Annotated in this window: 18 protein-coding genes; 8 read left to right on the top strand and 10 right to left on the bottom strand. The window is 40.3% G+C overall.

Translation table 11 applies throughout. The features are described 5' to 3' along the window. Window positions 1-143: 143 nt before the first annotated feature. From I2484_RS14780 to I2484_RS14765, 4 genes are all read right to left on the bottom strand, one after another. A complete protein-coding gene (locus I2484_RS14780) occupies window positions 144-620 on the bottom strand; it encodes a GNAT family N-acetyltransferase (RefSeq protein WP_207151810.1) in 477 nt (158 codons plus the stop codon). After that, window positions 614-2,833 (bottom strand): RNA polymerase recycling motor HelD, encoded by a 2,220-nt coding sequence (gene helD / locus I2484_RS14775; protein ID WP_207151809.1) that lies wholly within the window; start codon window positions 2,831-2,833, stop codon window positions 614-616. The genes I2484_RS14780 and helD overlap by 7 nt, the downstream gene beginning before the upstream one ends. A 421-nt stretch (window positions 2,834-3,254) precedes the next feature. Further along, the gene (locus I2484_RS14770) at window positions 3,255-3,938 is read right to left on the bottom strand and encodes a GNAT family protein (protein ID WP_207151808.1); all 684 of its coding nucleotides are present in this window, start codon (window positions 3,936-3,938) and stop codon (window positions 3,255-3,257) included. Then, the gene (locus I2484_RS14765) at window positions 3,935-5,047 is read right to left on the bottom strand and encodes a mandelate racemase/muconate lactonizing enzyme family protein (RefSeq protein WP_207151807.1); all 1,113 of its coding nucleotides are present in this window, start codon (window positions 5,045-5,047) and stop codon (window positions 3,935-3,937) included. Before I2484_RS14765 ends, I2484_RS14770 begins: the two co-directional genes overlap by 4 nt. 83 nt (window positions 5,048-5,130) lie before the next feature. On the opposite strand from I2484_RS14765, the gene I2484_RS21865 reads away from it, so the two are divergent. Further along, window positions 5,131-6,381, top strand: coding sequence for an HTH domain-containing protein (locus I2484_RS21865; protein WP_207151806.1), 1,251 nt, complete (start codon window positions 5,131-5,133; stop codon window positions 6,379-6,381). Window positions 6,382-6,533: 152 nt separating this feature from the next. On the opposite strand, the gene nhaC is transcribed toward I2484_RS21865, so the two are convergent. Then, window positions 6,534-7,988, bottom strand: a complete 1,455-nt coding sequence (gene nhaC / locus I2484_RS14755; RefSeq protein ID WP_207151805.1) for a Na+/H+ antiporter NhaC — start codon at window positions 7,986-7,988, stop codon at window positions 6,534-6,536. A 519-nt stretch (window positions 7,989-8,507) separates the two neighbouring features. Here nhaC and I2484_RS14750 point away from each other — a divergent pair. From I2484_RS14750 to I2484_RS14740, 3 genes are all read left to right on the top strand, one after another. Next, window positions 8,508-9,836: a TrkH family potassium uptake protein gene (locus I2484_RS14750; RefSeq protein ID WP_207151804.1), complete on the top strand. Its 1,329-nt coding sequence runs from the start codon at window positions 8,508-8,510 to the stop codon at window positions 9,834-9,836. Between the two features lie 125 nt (window positions 9,837-9,961). Continuing rightward, window positions 9,962-10,711, top strand: a complete 750-nt coding sequence (locus I2484_RS14745) for a polysaccharide deacetylase family protein (RefSeq protein WP_207151803.1) — start codon at window positions 9,962-9,964, stop codon at window positions 10,709-10,711. A 261-nt stretch (window positions 10,712-10,972) separates the two neighbouring features. Then, window positions 10,973-11,689 carry a 3-ketoacyl-ACP reductase gene (locus I2484_RS14740; RefSeq protein ID WP_207151802.1) on the top strand — a complete coding sequence of 239 codons (717 nt, stop codon included), beginning with the start codon at window positions 10,973-10,975 and terminating at the stop codon, window positions 11,687-11,689. A gap of 148 nt (window positions 11,690-11,837) precedes the next feature. Here the strand turns inward: I2484_RS14740 and I2484_RS14735 are convergent, their stop codons facing one another. Both I2484_RS14735 and I2484_RS14730 read right to left on the bottom strand, forming a co-directional pair. Further along, on the bottom strand, window positions 11,838-13,844 hold the full coding sequence (locus I2484_RS14735) for a penicillin-binding transpeptidase domain-containing protein (RefSeq protein ID WP_207151801.1): 2,007 nt from the start codon (window positions 13,842-13,844) through the stop codon (window positions 11,838-11,840). Between the two features lie 464 nt (window positions 13,845-14,308). Continuing rightward, window positions 14,309-14,857 (bottom strand): DUF420 domain-containing protein, encoded by a 549-nt coding sequence (locus tag I2484_RS14730; protein ID WP_481886413.1) that lies wholly within the window; start codon window positions 14,855-14,857, stop codon window positions 14,309-14,311. 992 nt (window positions 14,858-15,849) lie between these two features. On the opposite strand from I2484_RS14730, the gene I2484_RS14725 reads away from it, so the two are divergent. Together I2484_RS14725 and I2484_RS14720 are read left to right on the top strand one after the other, a co-directional pair. Further along, window positions 15,850-16,755 (top strand): AEC family transporter, encoded by a 906-nt coding sequence (locus I2484_RS14725; protein ID WP_207151799.1) that lies wholly within the window; start codon window positions 15,850-15,852, stop codon window positions 16,753-16,755. Window positions 16,756-16,877: 122 nt separating this feature from the next. After that, complete coding sequence (locus I2484_RS14720; RefSeq protein ID WP_255551462.1) at window positions 16,878-17,306, top strand: YusW family protein; 429 nt, start codon at window positions 16,878-16,880, stop codon at window positions 17,304-17,306. 70 nt (window positions 17,307-17,376) lie between these two features. On the opposite strand, the gene I2484_RS14715 is transcribed toward I2484_RS14720, so the two are convergent. The 3 genes from I2484_RS14715 to efeO are packed head-to-tail and all read right to left on the bottom strand — an operon-like array spanning window position 17,377 to window position 21,222. Continuing rightward, window positions 17,377-19,110, bottom strand: coding sequence for an FTR1 family iron permease (locus I2484_RS14715; protein WP_346014197.1), 1,734 nt, complete (start codon window positions 19,108-19,110; stop codon window positions 17,377-17,379). Beyond that, the gene (efeB, locus tag I2484_RS14710; protein ID WP_207151796.1) at window positions 19,085-20,362 is read right to left on the bottom strand and encodes an iron uptake transporter deferrochelatase/peroxidase subunit; all 1,278 of its coding nucleotides are present in this window, start codon (window positions 20,360-20,362) and stop codon (window positions 19,085-19,087) included. The genes I2484_RS14715 and efeB overlap by 26 nt, the downstream gene beginning before the upstream one ends. A gap of 5 nt (window positions 20,363-20,367) precedes the next feature. Beyond that, on the bottom strand, window positions 20,368-21,222 hold the full coding sequence (efeO, locus tag I2484_RS14705) for an iron uptake system protein EfeO (protein ID WP_207151795.1): 855 nt from the start codon (window positions 21,220-21,222) through the stop codon (window positions 20,368-20,370). A gap of 310 nt (window positions 21,223-21,532) precedes the next feature. Here efeO and pssA point away from each other — a divergent pair, with 310 nt between their 5' ends. After that, entirely contained in the window at window positions 21,533-22,066 is a 534-nt protein-coding gene (pssA, locus tag I2484_RS14700; RefSeq protein WP_207151794.1) for a CDP-diacylglycerol--serine O-phosphatidyltransferase, read from the top strand. A 25-nt stretch (window positions 22,067-22,091) separates the two neighbouring features. Further along, a complete protein-coding gene (locus I2484_RS14695) occupies window positions 22,092-22,871 on the top strand; it encodes a phosphatidylserine decarboxylase (protein ID WP_207151793.1) in 780 nt (259 codons plus the stop codon). Window positions 22,872-23,178: the final 307 nt, after the last annotated feature.

Below are 23,178 nucleotides of genomic sequence, written 5' to 3'. Positions count from 1 at the left end.
TCCACGTCGCCATGGACACCCTTGCGTTAAGCTAACTGTTACTTCTACCTTCACAGTTCGGGACTTCCACCCTATAGATTACGCCCATGCTGGGCGCACAAAAAATACCAAGTGCCAATAATGGCACTTGGTATTTTTTAATCTCAATCGTTTGGAATTCTGTTGACAGACATTTTGTTTGTAGACAATTTTTTCTCCAACACAATTCTATGAATCCCCTCGTCATCCGTGAATGTTTCCATAACGTTGAATCCCTTTTTAATATTAAGTATAAGCATACTTCGCCACTTATTTCTCGTCTTTGTTTGAACAATTTGATAACCCGATTTAACTAAATAGCAATGTTGTTGATCCAGTAGCCTCGATGCTACTCCTTTTCCTCTGTACTCCTCATGAACTGCCCCGTACCAACTATAGTACTTATCCGAGTTAAGCTCGTAACCAATTTTATAACCGACCACCGTTGACTGATCTAAAGCTACATTTATTAAAACTTTAGGCTTTGACTTTATTTTCTCTACTAACATATTGGAACCTTTGAAAACACTTTCATGTAGTTGCAAAATCCCATCAACAATTTCATCTTCAGGAATCTTCAAAAACTGTTTATATCTCAGCATAACGAACCTTCCTCACCAACAATATGCAGTTCGTGCATTGGCCTTGTCATCGCTACGTATAGTAACTTTCGGTCAATTGGATGATTTCGGAATGGCTCGTCGAAAGCAGCAATAATGACCGCGTCGAATTCTAATCCTTTTGCTAAGTGACTTGGAACAATCAGCAGACAATTGTCGTTGATTCCAGATTGCTCTCCGACCAGGTGGACCGACATTCCAAACTCCTTCAGTAAAATAAAAATCGCTCTAGCCTCTTTCCTATTTTTGCAGATAAGTGCAACGGATTGATGGCCACGTTTGATAATTCCTTCATAAATACGTTGAATCTCGACAGCAACCAACTCATGCATCTCATAATACTCCGGTTCCCTTCCATGACGAACAACCGGTTCCACAAGTGGTAGATTTTCATCCATCTGGGCAAGTACTTGATTCGCCAAATTCATTATTTCAATTGTCGTTCGATAGCTTTTTTGAAGTGTCGTATACGTAGCCCTTGGAAACAGTGCCTTTATCGGTTCCCATGATGTTAATGATCTGTAACTATGAATTCCTTGGGCCAGATCCCCAACCATTGTAAACATATCCGTCTCTAGACCGTCTTGCATTGAAGCGAGCTGAAATTCGCTATAATCCTGAACTTCATCGATGAAAACAACCCTCATTTTCCATTCATCTGCAATGCCTCTCAGCTTTGTGTGCAAATAATAAAGAGCGGCTAAATCCTCAATTTCCCAAAACTCTTTTTTATGTGCCTCAAAAAAAACATTCCTTTCACTGTTAGACCACTCGTATGCAAATTCTGCTTGTAGTTCGCTACTTGTTAGCCAATCCCGATACAATTTCTTGACGTTGAACTTTTTGAATCTACGCATATAGGCTTGGGCAACCGTTTTCCCTACCTTTTCAATTGCAGGAAGTCTTTCGTCGCGCTCTTCCAAAATTCTTGTTAACTTCAGTTTCCGTCTTTCATCATCCCGTATGCCATATAACGCCTTATCAAGTGCAGCGTCATATTTTGTCGTCAGCATATCCATAAGTTGTTTCCGTTTTCGCTTAACGTCACTTTGAACAATAATTTTAATTCTATCCAGTCTATTCTCGACTGGCATATACGAAAACTCTTTCAAAAATAGCTGTTTCAACCGAGTAGCTTTTATGATCCGATATTTTTCAATAAAGATATCTTCAAATAGTTCAGCCATATCCAGTTCCAGCTTATGCACATAGCGTCGCATGATTTCCCGGTATTGAAGGCTTCCCTTCACGCGTGTTACAAAAAGCAAACTTGCATCTAGCGTGTCAGTTTCAGTCAGCTGTTCTAACTTGGCGTCTGAGTCTGTCAATTTTAATTTCAATCCCGTAGCACTTATGACGTATTCGCTATATGTCGTCTGACAGATACGTCCGACACCGAGTTCGGGAAGCACATCCGCAATATAATCCATAAACAATTTACTTGGTGCCAAAATCATCAATTTATCAGAAGGGAAATCTTCACCCATTGTATAGAGGAAATAGGAAATCCGGTGAAGGGCAATTGTTGTTTTTCCGCTTCCAGCCGCTCCTTGTACAATAATCGGTTGTTTCAAATTCGCACGGATGATCGCATTTTGTTCGGCCTGAATCGTCGACACAATTTCGGTCAGTCGTGTGTCTGCCTTGCCAGCAAGGGCTTCCTGGAGGAGTTCATCGTTCGTTGTAAGATCGACATCACGGATATCAAGAAGTTCACCTTCCTCAATTCGATACTGCCGTTTGGAATAGAGATGTCCTTCGAACTCCTCATCTCGCACTTTATAGGAAAGAGCACCAAGTCTTCCATCGTAATAAACATTTGCAACCGGCGAGCGCCAGTCGACGATAATCGGTTCCTGTGTTTCCCGGTGGAATAAAGATGTCTTGCCGATATAGAGTAGCTCATCCGCCTCCTCTTCCTTTCGAAAATGAATCCGGGCAAAATAGGGCTTCTGTTGAATGGCCTCTAGTCCCTCTTTTTGAGAACGGGCAATTTCAAAAAATCTGGCATTTGTCAAAATGTTGATATAACTTAAACTGGAATCCAAATAATCCAAGTCAGCCATCGACTGGCGAATCTGTTCTTGAGAGGATTTCACGTCGCGTCGTGATTCCTCCAACAGTTGTTGCATGTACTGTTTGGTGTAGTCAAGGCGCTGTAATTCAAAATCAAAGTCAGGATGTTTCCGAGACATACAGATCCTCCATTTGTCGTATTTTGCGTCCCGTGTGGCTGTATGGGAGATGTTGGGGATTTATAAACAGAATTGAATTTTACCACTTGCTAGAGACGGAATCAATATCATTTCGCATAATGGTATAAACATTCTGATAAATTTAAGCATTAATCAGGGATAGATACAAAGAACAAAAGCGCAGCGAATATTCAGCGGGATTTAAAGAAGATGACACCGGCACAATCCCGAGGTCATCTCCTAGCAAGTTGAACTATATCTGTTGAGCGTAGTCTCCAACGGATGCGCTTACTTGGGAAATCGAAGCGACAAGCGCTAAAAGTGTGACCCCTTCGTTCAACTAATATAATGGTTCTTTTTTATGTATCCGTATTACAGGGTACAGTTCATATCTGTAAAGTAAGGTGTTTTCCTATCAAGATCACTTCTCAAAACGAACAACCCATTGGTTATCCACTTGTTCAATGCCCGTCCCCATCCAACCGTCATACAGGTACTGTTGTTGTTGTTCAGTATCCGCCATCAAGACAAAGCAACTGTCCAAAGTATCCTGTTCTTTTAAAGGGCCTGTTAAATCTTTCATCAAAATATACCTGAGCAAATCACCATATTTCACTTTTAACGCCACAATTTGCATACCATGTGTAAACTTGTCTTTTAGACTGGCAATATTAAATGGTGCAACAGTTGTATAAATGTAGCGAAACTGCTGTTGATCGACTTCCTTCATTAGTACTTTCCCCAATAACACTTGCAAGCCATTGCCTTGGAAGTCCGGATCAACATTTGAGATTTCGGAATATAACACAAGCGGCCACTCATCTCTAGGCAGTCCCGCATCCTTCCCTAGATGCTCTTCATCAAGTTCCGGTTCAAGCATGGCCCGAAATGCAATCAGTTGTTCATTATAATAGGCACCAATCATGAGCCCTTTGCCGTTTAAAATAGTACTAAACTCTTCTTTAGTCAACGGCTGTAAAAAGGAACCCGTAGATAACGATTCAATCACTTTCCATTGAAGTGTAAGGATTTCATCCAGCTGAGCTGCTGTTAAGCGGACAATAGTAATTTCACACCCATTTTTCAGAAGATGCTGTTGCTTCATCCGATTACCTTCTCTGAGAACACAGTCAGTTCCAGCAACACTTGCTCATCAATGTCGATTCCTAATCCTGGCTTGTCACTCAAACGAATAAATGGAACGTCGTAATGTAAATTTCCAACGTCTTTGCTGAATTTAAGCGGACCTGTTAATTCCACACTTGTAATAATCTTTTTCGAAAAAGCTACATGGAATCCTGCTGCTGATCCGATAGATGACTCTACCATCGAACCTATCTGACACTCAATTCCCGCCATTTCCGCCATATGAGCAAGCTTGGTTGCCGGATAAATACCTCCGCACTTCATCAACTTGATGTTCACTTTATCAGCAGCACGCTTCGCAATGATTTCCTTCATATCACGCACGCCACGACAGCCCTCGTCAATCATCATTGGAGTGGAAGACTTAGATTTCACTTCGACCATACCGTCTATATCATCAGCACGTACAGGCTGCTCCAACCAATCGAGCGAACAATCCTGCAATTTTTGAAGACCTTGTAGTGTATTGGCGCTATTTTCCCACCCCTGGTTCACATCGACACGAATTGCGATCTCTTCGCCTACACGATCGCGTACCGCTTGAATGCGTAACACATCATCAGCCACATTGGTACCGACTTTCATTTTCATCGAACGGTATCCAGCGGCTACATGTTCTTCTGCTTCTCTAGCCATTGCTTCCGGAGCTGCAATGCTCAATACATGCGTAATCGGAAACTCTTCGTGGTACCTGCCTCCAAGAAGATTATAAACAGGTATTCCAAGTGCTTTTCCTGCGACATCATAGCACGCTATGTCAATTGCGGCTTTCGCCGTTGGAACGCCATAAATTTCAGCATCCATCAGTTCATGAATTCGCTCCATATTCATAGGATTTTCGCCTATTAACTTCGGTGCAAGGGTATTTTTCAAAATCTCGAAAGTGCCTTTCCAACTCTCGCCCGTTACATGTTCATCCGCAACACCTTCTCCATAGCCGACTATACCAGCATCCGTTGTGATTTTCACGATGATGGATGGCATGTAATCATAAGTCGCATAACTGATAACAAAGGGTTCATAAAGTGGTAAGTGAATCGCGAAAATTTCAATTTCAGCTATTTTCATATGTCAAAATCCTCTCTATTGGCAAACTCTACTTTTTATTGTATCATTGTCGTTAAATAGTCGCTAATCATTGGGGGTTCATCGTGAAAATTAAAATCGCAGTTATCGGATCAACTGATTTTTGCCATCGCACAGAACAACTTGTCGGCAATCGCAAAGATATTGAACTTAACTGGTATCGCTACGCCGAACCCAGTGAAGCACCTCGTCTACTGCAAAAGCTTAAACCGTGTGATGCCCTGTTGTTTTCAGGCTCACTCCCTTACTTTTATTCCCGGGAGGTACTTGATGCCTTACCGATTCCAGCCGTTTTCATGCAACAAGACGAAACAGCTGTAGCCATTACATTGCTTCAGTTAACTGCACAAAATCAGCAGGATTTGAGCCGCGTATCCATCGATGTACGTGAGCAAAGCTATATTGAACATGTGCTCAATGATTTGGGTCGATGTGTGGAACTACCTTTTGTTCACTTGATAAAAGATGATGAAAAAATCACTACCATAACGTCCTACCATCAGACTCTTTCTTTACAAGGTAAAACAGATATGGCGATTACAAGTGTCCATGCTGTTTTCGAACAGCTACAGCAGCACGACATTCCTGCGTGTAAGATGATCGACCCTGAAAGTACAATTCTTCGAAGTATTGAACAAGCAAAACAGCTAGCATTGTTACAAAAAAGTAATTCCGCCCAGATTGCAGTCGGAATTGTGAAAGTAATTTCTCCGGGACAAGACGTTGAAACGTCCATTGTTAAAATAGCGTCTATCATGCAGGCACGTTGGAGTGCCCAAGACGGGGATTTCACTCTGTACACTTCAATGGGAAATATCGAATCTGCTATAAAAAACAAGGAATTCCTATCTGTGTTTCAATCACTTGCTACTAAAGCCAAAATGGCATTTGGCTGTGGTGAATCAATCATTGACGCAACCGAAAACGCGAATTTCGCACTCAATCTTATACAGCAAAGTGATGGTCATTCTTTTTACATGCTAGATTCAAACAAAAGATTGCATGGTCCATACCCACAATCGGACGTAGCCGTTGAAATGAAAACCACTGAACCTGCCCTCGTGGAGATGGCAGAAAAAACGAAACTCAGCCCTGTAAATATTTCTAAATTGATGCAATACAGCCGGGTACGTCAAACGAAACAATTTACTGCAAATGACTTGGCATTATATTTAGACGTCTCACGAAGGACCGCTGAACGTACATTAAAAAAACTTGTCGACTATAAGTATGCAACAATCATTGGCGAAGAAATGACATATCGGCAAGGAAGACCCCGTGCTTTATATGAATTTAACTTTCGCCCTTATTTTTAAAAAGAATGGAAAGTTCACTTAATAGAAGTGGACTTTCCATTCTTTCATCGTCTAGACCCATGGGCCCACAAGCCGTGGGTCATACAGTGAGGGGGGATTGTTCTTCATCCCTCCTACTTGTCGAGGCTGAACAGGCACTTGCGTTTTTGTTATTAAGCCAAATTGACCTCTTTGTTCATTTTCTCTTCTGATAATTCATCTACTGCAAGTTTTTCCTTTTCTTGTTCAGTCAACTTTACAATCGTAAAGCCTGTTAAGGCATAAATAATGGATATCAATGGAACAGCCAAATTCAGTATGGCATATGGGCCGTATTGGACAACACTAACGCCCAATGTTCCAAAAATGAATACACCGCACGTATTCCATGGGATGAAAACAGAAGTCAACGTTCCACCGTCTTCTAGTGCACGCGATAAATTTTTCGAATGCAAACCCATATTCTGATACGCTTTACTAAACATCCGTGATGGCACAACAATTGAGATATATTGCTCTGAACAAGATGCATTTGTTAAGAAACAAGCCCCGATTGTCGAGATAATTAACGACGCGGAAGATTTAACAACTTTAAGTAGTTGGTTCATCAATGCCTGAAGCATCCCTGAAAACTCCAATATCCCACCGAATGTCATAGCAACAATCGTCATGGAGACTGTATACATCATCGAATCTAATCCGCCCCTGTTAAATAATTCATCCACCATTACATTTCCCGTGGCAATTGTAAACCCGCTTTGCAACGCCTCAATCCCTCCTATAAGAGAACCACCTTGTATAAATATTTGTGAAAGGAACCCTAGTACAATACCTACAACCAGTGCTGGAATTGCAGGTACTTTTAAGGCTACTAAAACAATGACTGCAAGTGGCACAACTAAAAGCCAAGGTGAAATAAGAAAGTTTTCTTGTAGTACTTTTGCCGTTTGTGCAATTTCAGCTACTTCAATATTGTTTTCAGCAAAACGCTTCCCTAAATATGCATAGGCGCCAAGGGCGATCGCTAGTCCAGGAATCGTCGTGTAAAACATGTGCTTGATATGATCAAACAAATCCGTCCCCGTTAACCCCGCTGCTAAATTCGTAGTATCTGAAAGCGGTGACATTTTATCCCCAAAGTAGGCTCCAGATATAATTGCTCCTGCAATCATGCCTGCTGGAATCCCCATACTTAAACCGATTCCCATTCCGGCTACGCCGATCGTTCCCATCGTCGACCATGAGCTACCGATTGCCAAAGATACAATTGAACAAATAAGACAAATTGTAACGAGAAACCAAGCGGGCGTAATGATTTGCAAACCATAGTAAATCATCGTGGCGACAATTCCTCCGCCCATCCATGCGCCAATTGTAAGCCCTACCAAAATAATGATAACGACAGCCGGAAGTGCCAAACGAATACCTTTATACATCATTTCCTCAATTTCTTTCCAAGTAAATCCTGCTCTCCACGCTACAATAGCAGCAGTCGACGTTCCAATTATCAATGGAATATGAGGGCCTTGTTCTAATTTAACAACCGTAAAGATCATGACAATAATCATGACGACTAAAGGCAGTAGTGCCATCCAAAAACCAATTTTTCTCTCTTTTTGTTGTTCCATCTATATTCCCCCAGAATGAAATATTTTCAAAATTATTAACTGTCGCTTAATAGTCGTTAATAAATATCTTAAGGGCTCTTTGAAACAATGTCAACAGTATTTCCACATTTATTGTAAGCGGTTTCAACCTTCCAGTAGTCTTATTCTAACTATTACTTTTTCAGGCCTGTATAGGTTGATAAAAAGTATCCTATTGAATTGGCTTAGGCTCCACCTTGTTAGGCATCTTCTCTCAGTTAATATAGGTATTCATTTGTTCAACTTATATAGTTGTTTATTCCCAAAAAAAGTATAGTGAAAAGGTAGCTGTTCTGATAATATGTAAGCAACTAAACACTATCAAGCTGACATGCATAAACTCTATCCGCTGTTGCACTCTCGTCTTTTAGCTCAGATAGTAACAGTCGAATGGATAATACTATTCCCCATTGAGAAATTTCAATGGGAAAGGTTTACTCTAGTTGGTTAATCAACAATCCTGCTATAAGGATTCATATTCTATAGGATGGGAGCCTGCATATGCATTCAAAGAAAAAGTATAAACGACATATCTCCCCTCCAGTGGTGATTGCCGGGAATTTCCTGCTGCTAATCCTTATCGGTACGCTACTTTTGAAATTGCCAATCGCGACTGAACATCCAATCTCTTGGATAGATGCGCTATTTACGGTAACGTCTGCAACGACGGTGACGGGGCTCATTGTATTCGACCCGAGCTCTACACTCACCTTATTCGGTGAAATTGTCCTAATGTCCCTAATTCAAGTTGGAGGAATCGGCTTGATGGTATTTGCTGTAGCGATACTTTTATTGCTTGGTCGCAAAGTTGGAATGCAGAACAGAATTTATCTACAAGAATCATTTAGTTTTCAAACGCTCGGAGGAATGGTCAAATTTGTTCGTCAGATTTTTCAGTTCGTTCTGATCGTTGAAGGGGTCGCCATTATTATCCTGTCGTTCTATTGGGTACCAACTTTCGGGTTGCAAGATGGAACTTATTACAGTACTTTCCATGTCATCTCAGCATTTAATAACGCTGGTTTTTCATTATTCCCTGATAACCTCTCTCAATTTGTTAGCGATCCGCTTGTTAATCTTGTTCTTTCCTCATTACTGATCATTGGAGGACTAGGGTTTGTAGTCGTGCTAGATCTTATTAAAAATAAGTCGTTCGTGCATTGGTCACTTCATACGAAGATGATGATTACCGGAACGATTGCATTAAATTGTGTGGCCACAGTGACAATCTTTGTTCTTGAGTTTAACAATGTGCATACAATTGCTGACTTTTCATTGGCCGATAAAGCACTGGCATCTTATTTCCAGGCGGTTTCACCTCGTACCGCCGGCTTTAACACAATCCCGACTGGAGACATGGAAGATGCTTCTTTGTTATTCACAATGTTCCTCATGTTCATTGGCGGAGGTAGTGCCTCAACTGCGTCGGGTATTAAATTGACCACATTTATGATTATTATCTTAGCAACCATTTCCTATTTTAGATCCATACGGGAACCTCATCTTTTTGGGAGGACAATCAGATTTGAAATCATCTTTCGATCGTTAGCAATTGCAGCGGTTAGTACTATGATCGTTTTTGGTTTTATATTTTTATTAACAATTACAGAAACCATCCCAGTATTTCCTCTGGCATTCGAAGTCTTTTCAGCATTCGGGACTGTTGGATTATCAATGGGGGTAACCGAGGACTTTAGTGCTATTGGAAGAGTGTTATTATGTGCGGTGATGTTTTTAGGTCGCATTGGTCCACTGACATTATTCTTTTTATTGTTGAAACCGAAAAAAGAGTCTTTCCGTTATCCTTATGATCAAGTCCAGTCTGGATGAGAAATACATGATTCAAAGTACAAAAATTTAGCCGTATAATCCTCCCTCTTTGACAAATACTATTTGCGAGGACATAAACACAAAAAAATCCTCTGCCAAATTAGCAAGGCAAGGAGGAATAATACGTGAAGTATTGGGGATTAAAAATAGGAATTGTTAGTGTTTTGTTTTTCTCAATCGCTTATGTTTCTTTTGCAACGGAGAAAGATAGGCCTTATTACGAAGATAAAGGCTATGTACTTTGGGATATCAACACTGAAGAGAAAATCATTGCGCTTACTTTTGACGATGGTCCGCACGCTATATATACACCACAAATTTTAGATGTACTTAATAAATATGATGCGAAGGCTACATTTTTTGTCATTGGCGAGCGCGCAAAGAAATTTCCTGCTATTATCCTCAGAGAACAAGATGAGGGCCATGAAATAGCCAATCATACGTATACCCACCCCTATACAAAAACTGCAGAAGTGCTAAAATCTGAATTAATAAAGACAAATGAGGTCATTTATGACATTACCGGTACTTATCCATCTTTGTATCGGCCCGTAGGTGGAAGTTATAATGATCGTATTATTAATATTGCCCTTGAGAATGGGTTTAGAGTAGTTATGTGGTCATGGCATCAAGATACAAAAGATTGGAAAAGACCAGGGGTATATAACATTGTAACAACGGTATTGTCAGGCGCTAAACCAGGTGATGTCGTTTTATTTCACGATGCGGGCGGTGATCGCTCCCAAACCGTGCAAGCACTCGAGGAAATTCTACCTGCACTTAAGAAGCAGGGATATGAATTCGTCACGATATCAGAACTTTGGAAAAGGAATGGTAGTCAAGTATCAAATCAAAAAGATAATTTAATGAAGTAAAGTTCCATAAAATCCATCCACGAAGAGCTTAGTGACGAATTCAATTATCCGTGTGTAAGTCTAAAAGAGCTGTAAATCACTGATGGTATGGAAACAGTCGAAATTTAGCTGAAATAATTTTTGGGGTAACTAATTGCGAGTGTTACCACATTTTTTACCTAAGTTACTCCTAAACGTTTCTTATAATCGCCATAGACACTAATTCACGCTGTATTTGTTATACTTCTCTATGTAGAAACTTTCATAGAGGGAGTGTTAGGTATGCAAATCATAAAAGGTAAAAACGCTATAATTACTGGTGCAGGCAGAGGTATCGGCCGCGCGACAGCCATTGCTTTTGCTCAAGAAGGCATCAATGTAGGGCTAATTGGAAAAACGGCTGCAAATCTTGAGAAGGTTGCAGAAGAACTTCGTGAATATGGAGTTGACGTAACAATGGCAACTGCCGATGTATCGGATAATGAATCGGTCATTGCCGCAGTCGAACATATCAAATCAGAGCTTGGCCCAATCGATATTCTCATTAACAATGCAGGCATCGGTAAATTCGGCAAATTCCTTGAACTTTCACCAGAAGAATTCAAAAATATAATCGATGTTAACTTGATGGGCGTCTATTACGTCACACGAGCTGTTCTACCTGAAATGATCGAAAGAGAATCAGGAGACATCATTAATATTTCCTCAACTGCTGGACAAAAAGGCGCGCCTGTGACTAGCGCATACAGTGCATCAAAATTCGGCGTTCTCGGACTTACAGAATCACTTATGCTTGAAGTGAGAAAGCATAATATCCGCGTCAGCGCATTGACACCAAGCACAGTCGCTACAGATTTGGCTTTCAGTGAAAACTTAACAGACGGCAATCCTGAAAAAGTAATGCAACCGGAAGATCTTGCAGAAGTAATGGTCGCCCAGTTGAAACTACACCCACGTATTCTTGTTAAGTCTGCTGGTTTATGGTCGACGAACCCTTAATAGGACTTCAACTGAAATTTCTTCACAACAAAAGGACCCTGAAAAGGTCCTTTTGTTGTGGAAATATGTGCTCTATTATATATGAATCCGGTAAAATCATCCCCTTTAAACTAAGGAATACCGTTTTCCTTAGTTTTTTAAACAGCTATTAGTTCCCTATGACTTGAGCAACCTTTTTTACTACATGGCTACTTCCACCTTTATCTTCTATACTTTCAATCATCATCGCCAGAATATAAGATGATTCTTCCGTTTGATAACCGACGAAGAATCCGTTTTCCTTGCCGCCTTTTTCCTGTGATGACTTTAACTCTGTAGTGCCTGTCTTCCCAGAAATTTTAGCAGAAGGGATATTTGCATCTTTGGCAGAGCCATTGACAACGACTTCACGTAAGTCTGTTCGAAGTATAGCAGCGTTCTCAGTTGAAATTAGTCCTTCTTTCCATATTTCACTTTTTGGTTCATCTTCGAATAATACCAACTTGAACATCTTTCCATCATTAATGATTGGGGCATAACTTGAAGCTAAGTGAGCGATGTTTATTAACATTTGACCTTGTCCATAGGAGGTATCAACAAGTTGTGCTTCTGTTCCAATCGTTCCATCATTCGATATTTGTGAAGTTCGGATTGGATAACTAAAGGGGATATCTTCTCCAAAACCGAATCTTTTTAGGCCTTCAGTTAAGGTGCCTTTTCCCATTTTTAGTGCTTCCATGGCAAAATAGATATTATCCGAGTAAGCCAGTGCTTTTTTCAAGTCAATTGGATTCGGTGGCGTATAAACCCTTGTGACCCCAAAATTACCCCATGACTCATCTTTCTTCCATCTCTTTCCTTCAATTGTACGGCCTATATTAGGATCAATTGTTCCCGCTTCTAATCCAATAGCTGCTGTAATCGGTTTTATCGCCGAGCCTGGCGCATATGTGGCTGCAAATCGGTTTAATAGTGGTTGTAAAGGATCTTCAGTCAATTCTTTATAACGCAATGGACTGACACCAATCATAAGTTCATTTGGATCGAAAGCAGGCGAACTTGTCAAAACAAGTGTTTCTCCAGTTTTGGGATCAACTGCTGCCGCTGTACCCGCTTCACCATTCATTGCATTAAATGTCTTCTGTTGAAGTTCAGCATCAATTGTTAACGTGACTGAATTACCATCTGCCGCAGTTTTCTCAGCTATCGTAATTCTCTCTGCTTTTTGCTTCGTTTTCTCAATATATATTCGTACCCCGTCCTGACCACGGAGCTGTTCTTCAAGAAGCTGTTCCAGCCCACGTTTACCGATAGAATCAGTTTCCCTATAGCCCTGAGTTTTAACTTTCTCTAATTCGTCAGCATTAATACGACTGATGTAGCCCGTAAGATGTGAAAGCGACTCGCCATATGGATATTCCCGCATTTCTACTTGTGTATAGGTAACGCCTGGAACTTCAATCATTTTTTCAACAATCAGCACTTGGCTGGATGCCACTTGTTTAATAGGAACAAATTGATCTGCCTTGACCCAACTTTGATTTAGTTGTTTGTTAATAAATTCTCGTGTTGTACTAAGTACTGTTGCGAGTTTTTCTACATCTTTTTCTTCATTGAATTTTTCTGGGACGATTCCTGCTTCGTACCCTTTTCCGTTTATAGCCAAAGGCAATCCATTGCGATCAAAGATTTCACCACGCTTTGAAGAAATAGTGGAAATGCCCACTTTATCTGCCATCGTTAAATCTGGCAGAATGAAAGATGGATCCCATTCAACAAACCAATTTTCATCTTCACCAGATTCACCATATGTCATCATCACTTTTTTCTCGAACTCCACTGGACCTGCAAGTGTTTCCATTGTAATGTGAACAGGAAACTCAGGTTGATCCTCAGATTCATACTTCTTATCTCCATCTGGCTTAGTAAAAACGACTTTTACATCCGTGATAGTCAAATCTTTATACAGTTTCGCCGTTCGGTCAATGTATTCAATTGAACCAAAAGCATCTTTTGAAGCTTCACTCACATATTCATCATACATTTTTGTAAACTCGGCATCGTTCCATAATTTGACGTAAGTTGAAAGCCTATCTTCGGGCGTCTCCTTCTTTGAACATGCCGCGAGTACAGTAATAACGATAATAAAGATACCGATGCTTCTCCATTTTTTCATAGGTATGACCCCTTTCACTTGTACTTTTCACTAAAAACCCCATTATTAAATGATTTAATTTAAGTACTTGTCCTTGGTTTCAAGGTGTTACTTTTCTTACTAATAACTGCCGATTATGTTATGACCGCCATTGAGCTCGTAGTAATCGCCATGGCTGCATTTATGACCGGCACGAAGCTTGTTATGACCGCCGCACGGTACTCACAAAAAAACCTACTCTTTTTCAAAGGTATCCTTTACCTAAAATAGAATTCTCTACTATCAGTACGTTTATTAATGCAGAAGGTTCCATTAATTCAAAATAAACATTCTAAATAACGTTTTCACGATATAGTATTCAATTTCACTGACTTATTTTCCAAACAAAAAAACACCACCAAAAGGCAGTGCTAATTCATGTACTACTATGATGTTAATTTAAGTATGTTTGTGGCCATACATCTATACTAACTCCAACAATTCACTCAATAATAAGGCGAAATCAGTATATAAACCAACACACCAGTGAAACTAACATACAGCCAAATCGGCATTGTCCAACGAGCAATTTTCTTATGACGCTCATTCTCCATATTCCATGCGCGTGCCACACTCGTCAATGCAAGCGGGACTATAGCTGCTGCAAGGATAATATGTGTGATTAAAATGAAGTAATAGAACCCAGCCATAAAGCCCTCTCCACCGTAGGGCGTGGATGGAGCCAGATAATGGTAAGCTACGTACGTAATTAGGAAGAGAAACGTTGTTACAAACGCTGCGTAAATAAAACGGCGATGAACAGTGATATTTCGTTTAAGAATAGCGATAAGAGCACATACCAGGAATACAAACGTAAAACTATTCAAAATTGCATTCGTCAAAGGCAAAATTGTTAGATCGAACGCATCAAAATCCTTAACTCCTCGCATTCCAGACAAGACGCCAATTGCGCCGATAAGTATAACAGAAAGTGCAATAATCCATGGTTTATAATTACGTTTTTTAAACGTTTTTGTAGACTGTTCATTTTTCATCATAAATGTCATTCACTCCATTACTAATTGAATAAAACGCTATCCTATAATTGTATAGCAAGAAGTAAATCAGTGCCTTATCAAAGAGTACTTTTTTGTGAACGAATACTGTATATGTTGAACACGTCTGTTGATTAGCCATTTATTTGCGTAAAATACTGGTGAAAAGGGCTTGATGACCTTCATTTTCACTGGACTATTTTCGGCCTGCTTACGGCTAACTATTCATGACAGATTTACTGAGGTGGCCTAGTGTGGCTAGAAGTGACTCCCTCACTTCTAGCCACACTTTTTCAATAATCTTGTTTCAAATAGTTGCCTGTCGCGTTCCTCCACTATTCAAGTGGAAAATGCAGTTATTTTGAAAAAAAAGAATAGATGACTTTCTATAGAGAGTGTAAGTGCCCGAAGATACAATTTCGGGCACTCTTGCACATTGTATAATGTGCTTCTTGCTAACTATTAGCAAAGATTATGCATGTAATCTTTTGATACCTTATAGAAAGTGACACTTCTTTAAAATAAAAAAAGAAAAACCATAGAGAAAGCATCAGCCGCCAAAATTGCATCTTTGGCGGCTTTTAACCAGGTAAGAAGCCAGCTATTCTTTCGTCCCAAAAAGTTTTAGCACTTTGTGTACTTATGCTTTCGGAGCAGTGAGGATGAATGACCACCATACGATTACGGAAAAAACTGTGTAGGTATGCGACAAAGTCGTATCCCTACACATCCAGACATCTCGGAAATCTTTAGAAGTCATTCAATCCAAAGCGATCCAAAAATGCAACTATACAAGTAGTGGGCATGGGGTGATCAAGATACTTTTTGGTTACCTTTGGTTAATCAACACATGTGATGTTGAAAAAATATATACACATATAAGCCTTGCGCCGTAGCTAATTCATTGGAATTCTTTATTCCACCCTATATAGTTGAATAGTCCGAATTCTGATATGCTAGTAACAGGTCATACTGTTGGAGCTGAACCCCTAATGAATTTAATCTTAATTATTTTACCGGTATTTATTATCTTCTCTATTGGCTACATTGGACAAAAATTTATAGGCTTTGATATTAAGTCTATTTCAACAGCAGCCCTTTATTTAATGTCGCCCTTCTTAGCGTTCCGGACATTCTATTCAAATGAATTGACGATGGACTATTTCTATATTGTGATATTTAGTCTACTCCTGACAACTATACTGCTACTTGTCGTGTGGATTACGGCCCTTAGTATGAAGGCAACACAGTCACAATTATCTGCAATGATTCTTGGCGGCGTATTTATGAATAGCGGGAACTACGGGGCACCAGTAGTCCTGTTTGCATTCGGAACCGTCGGATTTGACTATGCCGTCATTATGATGGTGTTTCAATCGTTACTCATGAATACTGTCGGTATCTTCTTTGCATCAATCGGTGGAGAAGAAAAATCTACACTACGCCAGTCAGCACAGCGAGTGATCCGCATGCCACTTATTTACGCCGCCTTTTTAGGAATCGTACTACAGCTAGTTTCAGCACCTATTCCAACCGCAATCATGGAAGCCATCAGTCTCGTTGCCGATGCATCCATTCCTACGGTGATGCTCGTACTCGGTATGCAGCTTGCGGCTATTTCGCGAAAAAGGGTTGCTTACCGTTATGTTTCTGCAGTCAGTACCATCAGAATGATAGCCTCTCCTTTGATTGCTGTTGGGATTTTGTATTTCATGCCGGTCAATGACCTTCTAAGAGCGGTCATTATTGTACAGGCATCCATGCCGGCAGCAGCGAATACAACGATGCTTGCCTTACAATTTGGGACGGAACCTGATCTTGTATCGTTTACAACATTTCTCACTACACTAATCAGTATTATCACCATTCCCGTCGTACTGTTCTTCCTAGGTGTTTAATTCTGACACGCAATTGGTATAACAGATTTGTCGTTCCCATCCGTATAACTTCCCCTTACAACGGTTAGATTGACAGTAGTCTACTTTAGATAAGGCCGGAAAGGATGACCGAGTTGACAATAATGCGCATAGTTTTACGAATCGCGATGATTTCTGCCCTACTATTGATTGTTGGTTGTAGCAATAAGAACCTAGTAACAGAATCTGATTCGCCAAAAGAGCCGCTTGGTGATACATACGGCTTCACCGCTTTTGATGTAGCAATTGATACTAAAGAGATTAAAGGAGCAGTCACCGCCAATTATGATGAAAAGCGTGATAAAACAGAGGCAACTTACGAAAACCAAATGGAAGATTTCTATTTGCATGGTGATAAAGCCATGGAAAAACTCAATAAAATATTCGAGGAACTTTCGCTTGAACCCGACATGGATGACGTAGATATCATCAAGCAGGCATCAGAGGCATTTGAAGTTATCGATTATGAAACGTTAAAATTGACAGTAAAGTTTAAAGGGCACGATAAAAAAGTTTTAATGATGACGAAGTAATCCCTGCAAAAAGATAGAAACGCCCCAATCAGCAAGTCGATTGAGGCGTTTTTTGTTGCAATCACTAATACTACTTTTGCACATTCACTCTTCTCTTATAAACAATCGTAATGACAATGGTAACGAGTAAAATCGCCTGGGCAATTATTGTCTCGGTAGTCGGATAAAAGCCAATACCATTTAGGATTGGCAACCCCTTCACCACAGTCATTGACACTACACTCGTCAATTGCAATGTATGCAAACTGACACCTATAATTTTAAAGGCCAATACGTAGATGAGTACTGTCGCGACCAGAAAGAAACGATGAACTGGAATCCGACCACTAATGCGCAGCAACAGAAAGGCAATAATGACTAAAATGATGATTGCGAGTACGATTCCGCTGATAAATTCAGCTGTTGGCATTTTCGGAGCAATACCAGCGTAAAAGACAATGGTTTCGGCTCCTTCTCTAAACACAGAAAGAAAACTGATGAAGGCCATCGCCCATACACTTTGTTTTGAGATTGCATTGCCTATCTGTTTCGAAATGTATTGATTCCACGAGATGACGGACGACTTACTGTGAAGCCAAATCCCAACACCAATCATTAGCACGGCCGCGGAAAGACCTATATATCCTTCCATCATTTCACGGCTTGTGCCGATGGTAAGCGATTGAAACAGTGTCGACATAAAAATCGCCGCAACTACACTGACAGTAATTCCGCCGAGCGCGCCGAGGTAAATCCATTTCTGCATGGCTTCTTGGCCAGATCTTTTTAGAAACGCAATAAGTCCAATTATAATAAGTAAAGCTTCCAGTCCCTCACGCAGCAATATGAGGGCCGAATCCCAGAAACTATACGTCGTATTTCCTTGTAGGAGAGCAATCTGCTGTTTAAAGTTGTCCAACTTAACGTTGATTTCCCTTTCATCGACTGACTGCTTTGACAGATCACTTACCAGAAGCGGAATTTCATTTTCTATTTCCGTATAGAGTTTAGCGTTTTTCGTTCGGATATCGCCTTCAACATTCGGCCAAATTGTGATGAATTCTTTTAGTGATTTAGCTGCTTCATCGAATTTTCGGTTCTTAATAGAACCTTTACTGTCATCCAATAAACCGATTAGCGTAGCCAGCGAGTAACCCTCGTTTTTTACCTTGACCTTTTCGCCGGAGACAAAGTTTTGAATTGCTATCGATAACGCATCAAATTGTTCAGTTAAAATTAGTATATCAGGCTTATCTTCCGCCAGTGAAATACGAATGAACGCTATTTGTGTTTCAATTTTTCCATAAGCGGCAATATCTTGCTCACGTACAGGCCGTTCGCTTTTTTTCCAGTCTTTGATGAATTTCTTTAGACCAGCTTCCATTGCTTCAGTATCACCTGAAAGTATTGCCTCTTGAAGCACTTTCAAGGAAGGTTGGATTGCTTTATCAAAAGCCTCCCTTTGCGCCTTTTCATCGACAGGGTTCTCTGCTTTTTCGAGTGTATGCAATGTTTTCGAGAGATTCGTTAACGCTTCGAGTCTGGTTTTCGAATTCTTCGCTTCAAATGCTAGTTGCAAAGCTTGATCGATTGCTTGAGATTTTACATTATCTGCTTCCGATAACTTTTGCCAATCCTCTTTGAAAGTGTCCAACGCTGCGATTGCGTCCGCATCATTTCCTTGTTTAGAACCCATAATGGCATCGCTGATTGAGATATACAATTCGCCGTATGATTCTGCAGCTTCAGCAGGCGTCGTTATCAGTGTAAAAAGAAGTAGTACTATGAAACTGATTTGACTACAATATGCTAAAAAGTGCTTCACCGATATAACTCCCTTTTTGAATACCAGGGAAGCATGCAAAGAGTCCGCTGCCTCGATGTGTAATGTATTCATTCAATTTATCTGAACGACCGAAGCGATTTTGTATCGTTATAAACTGCAACGGATTTTTTTGGAATGAAATGAAAAGTAATCCTGCATCGTATGCCCCTGTCTTATCAACAACCCCCGAGGCATAGCTGAATGCTCTTCTATGGATACGTTCGCCCGCTTCCCTTGCCAGGCGGGAGTGAGAATCCACCGGAATGACCGGATTGCCTTTTTCGTCTAAGCGATTCACTTCCAGATCATCCATTTCGTTCAATTTCCCAAGAGGTGCGCCACTATCTCGATGTCGTCCGAATACGTTTTCTTGCTCATGTAAGGCAGTGCGATCCCATGTTTCCAGATGCATTTGAATGCGACGAACAATTAAATACGTTCCATCCGTCAACCAATTTGCAGATCCACTAGGCTGGATCCAAACAACATTATTCATATCTTGATTGTTTTTCGAATTTGGATTGACGCTTCCATCTTTAAATGCAAACAAGTTACGTGGTGTCTGCTTCACTCCATTTTTCACTGGGATTGAGTTAAAGCCAGTTTGAGACCATGCTAATGAAACCTTTCCAGAAGCAGCGCGAATCAAATTGCGAACTGCATGAAACGCAACTTGCGGATCATCTGCGCACGCTTGTATACAGATGTCGCCGCCCGTATAAGATGGATTGAGCTGATCTTTCGAAAAATGCGGAAGGTCTTGTAGCTCTTTCGGCTTTTTACTGTTCAATCCCAAGCCTGATTTTTCAAAAAGCGAAGGTCCAACGCCAAAAGTTAATGTTAAATTCGATGCATCAAGACCTCGAGCTTCACCTGTATCTTTCGGTGGAACAAAACCATTTGCATCAGATTGCGAAATGGATTCGCCATTCATAAGACGGACTGCAAGAGGCGTCCACATTTTGAATAGCTCTTGCAATTCATTTTTAGATGTCACCAAGACGTTCAATGAAGCGAAGTAGACATGACTTTGAGTTTCCGTAGCAATTCCAGATTGATGCTTACCGTAAAACAACACTTTATTGGTAGCATTTACGTCATCTTCAGGAGCCGTCATTCCGAAAGTATTCAGAATGCTACCTAACCCCGAAACTCCAATCGCAATACCGACCGCACCAGCGCCTGTATATTTCAGCAGCTGTCTGCGTGATATTTTTTTGTCGAGTAATTTTTCTTGTTGTTGATCTGACATTCTACTCACTCCATAATAATGCCGATTTGACTTAATGGCTCGCCAAGTTGATTGACAGCCTCCGCTAACGCTTTAGTATCCTCTGTCGTTAACTGCTCATAGGATATATAATTACCACTGCCATCTTCATGTTTCGCTAATAGACTGTTCAAATCGGCAAATTTAGCCGTTAATGTTTCTACAAGACTTGTATCTTTTTGCTTGATTTTATCTTTTAGAATTTCAAAGATTTTCTCTGCACCTTCGACATTCGCTTTAAAATCATAGAGGTCAGTGTGGGAATAAATTTCTTCCTCTCCTGTAATTTTTGACGTCGATACCTCATTTAGAAGATCCACTGCACCCGTAATCATCAAATCCGGTGTTACTTCAACTGTTTCTACACGTGCTCTCAGTTCTTTCGCATCTTTTAATAATTGATCCGCTGTTCCTTCGTAACCTACTGTCGTATTTTCAACCCAAAGACCATATTCAATTTTATGATAGCCTGACCAATCTTCTTTGCCTTGCCCTTCTTCCTCCAAATCGGCAAGACGTGCGTCAATACGTGGATCTAAATCGCCAAAACTCTCCGCAATGGGTTCGGATCGTTCAAAATACATGCGGGCTTTCGGATAAATTGCTTTCGCATCATCAATGTCTCCATTTTTTACGGCTAGTACGAATTTTTCTGTTTCAATTAGAAAATAATCCATTTGTTCCATTGCGAATGCTTGATAAGCCTCCATTTCAGTTTGTAAATCAACCGTTTCTGGCTGTGTCTTTTCAGTATTAGCAGGGGCCGTGTCCTTGTCAGCATTACAAGCTGACATGATAACTCCACCTGATAGAAGTAATGCTAAAAGTGCTTTTGATTTCATCTTGAACCTTCTCTCTAGTTAATCGTCATCCTCTTATTAACAATGATAATCATTATCAGCGTATTGTCAATATATAATTCAAGTCTTTTAAGTGATTCAAATAGTGAGCAGGCGCTACATTCGCACTTTAAATTGCACAGTATTCATTATTCAAGTATAATGTAAGATTACCGGTTATATACTTTATTTTAATTCATCTTTAATTTCACAGTTTTCACAACAGAAATCATGGTATCATTGTATTTTGGATAGTTGAAATCATGGCTATTAATAAATCGAAAATCGTTTGTACACTATTAGGAGGTGTTTTATGTTTTCACCTGATTATGTTGAACAATCCAAAGTTAAAGCGCAGTTAGCAAATGCAATTACATTATTGAATTTAGGTTTTGGCGTTGTTGCTATCATTCTTATTATAAAAGGCTTAGGTCATATGAGTTTACTATTCATTTTCCTTGCTGCATTATTCGATCGTTTCGATGGAATGGTGGCAAGACATTATAATGCAGAATCACTCTTCGGCAAAGAGCTCGATTCATTATGCGATCTAGTTTCATTCGGTCTAGCGCCCGCATTATTAATTTACGAAGCAACACTCCATATGACCCCTTGGCTTGGAATCATCGCCACCATTTTTTATGTATTAGCTGGCGCAGTTCGTCTTGCCCGCTACAACTCATCTGAATTTGATGGTGCATTTTATGGTGTTCCGATTACAGCAGCGGGGGTTGTCATGACACTAAGCTTTTTCCTTGTTCCATATGTGGGACCATTATTTTTTGTTATATTAATGTTGATTATGTCAGTATTGATGATTAGCAACATCCGTATTGCAAAAGTGTAAATGAATCGTTCGGAGGATAAGATAAATGAAAAAAGCACTCTTTAAATCTTTTGTCGAGCTAACAGGGAATCCGGTTTCTTCTGCTCTTTTAAAATCATTTACAGGCTCACGATTTAGCCGGCCTTTCATTAAACCTTTCAGCAATGCTTATCGCATTAATAATGACGAAATGGAATACCCAATTTCACATTATAAAAGTCTACAAGCACTCTTTACTCGCCAGCTAAAAGATGGCATACGTCAAGTGGATCCTTCGCCGAACGCCATCACTTCACCAGTGGATGGCGTTGTAAGTGGATTTGGGAAAATAGCTACTGACCAATCTTTCCTGATAAAAGGCCATCAGTATAAGATAAATGAAATTATGGGTACCTCTGAAAAAGCAGCTGCTTATAAAGATGGCACATATTACATCTTTTATCTGTCACCAAGCCATTATCATCACTTCCACTATCCTGTAACGGGAGCATTGGTTTCACGTTACGCGCTTGGCGGTGTCTCTTACCCAGTGAATAGTTTAGGATTACGTCTTGGACAGAGCCCCTTCTCCACGAACCATCGCCTCATTTCAGAGGTAGTGACGGATTTCGGAAAAGTGGCCATTGTAAAAGTCGGTGCGTTAAATGTGAATAGTATTCAGCTCCTTAACTCTTCGAAAGAATGTGTTAAAGGTAATGATTTTGGATACTTCAGTTTCGGTTCTACAGTTATTCTATTTGTAGAAAATAACCCGAACTTCACTCCGACTGTTGAATTGAACAGTGAAGTGCAAGTGGGACAACCAGTCGGTAAGTGGAGTCATTAATAAGTAAAAAGCAATTCTTGATCAGATAAGACTGATCAAGAATTGCTTTTTTAAATGGAAAGATAGTATACGTTTTTTTCAACTTAGAATAGTGTCTAGCTACAGGCGCCAGCCGCTTGAGTCTAAGCAATCCTGCTAGGAAGGATTGAACTGCATCCTTCCCGGGCAAAGGGCGCCACGTCGTGCCTGCAAGGATGCAGGTATGCAGTTGTTGCGACATGAAGTCGCGATCTTAGACTGCCTTCCTTTTAACTTATGCCTGTCGCGGGCCTACAGGATGTAGGTCATGCAGCTTTTGCGACAGGAC

It is taken from the genome of Sporosarcina sp. E16_8, from assembly GCF_017347095.1.
GTDB lineage: Bacteria > Bacillota > Bacilli > Bacillales_A > Planococcaceae > Sporosarcina.
This window is presented reverse-complemented; position numbering and strand designations above follow the sequence as displayed.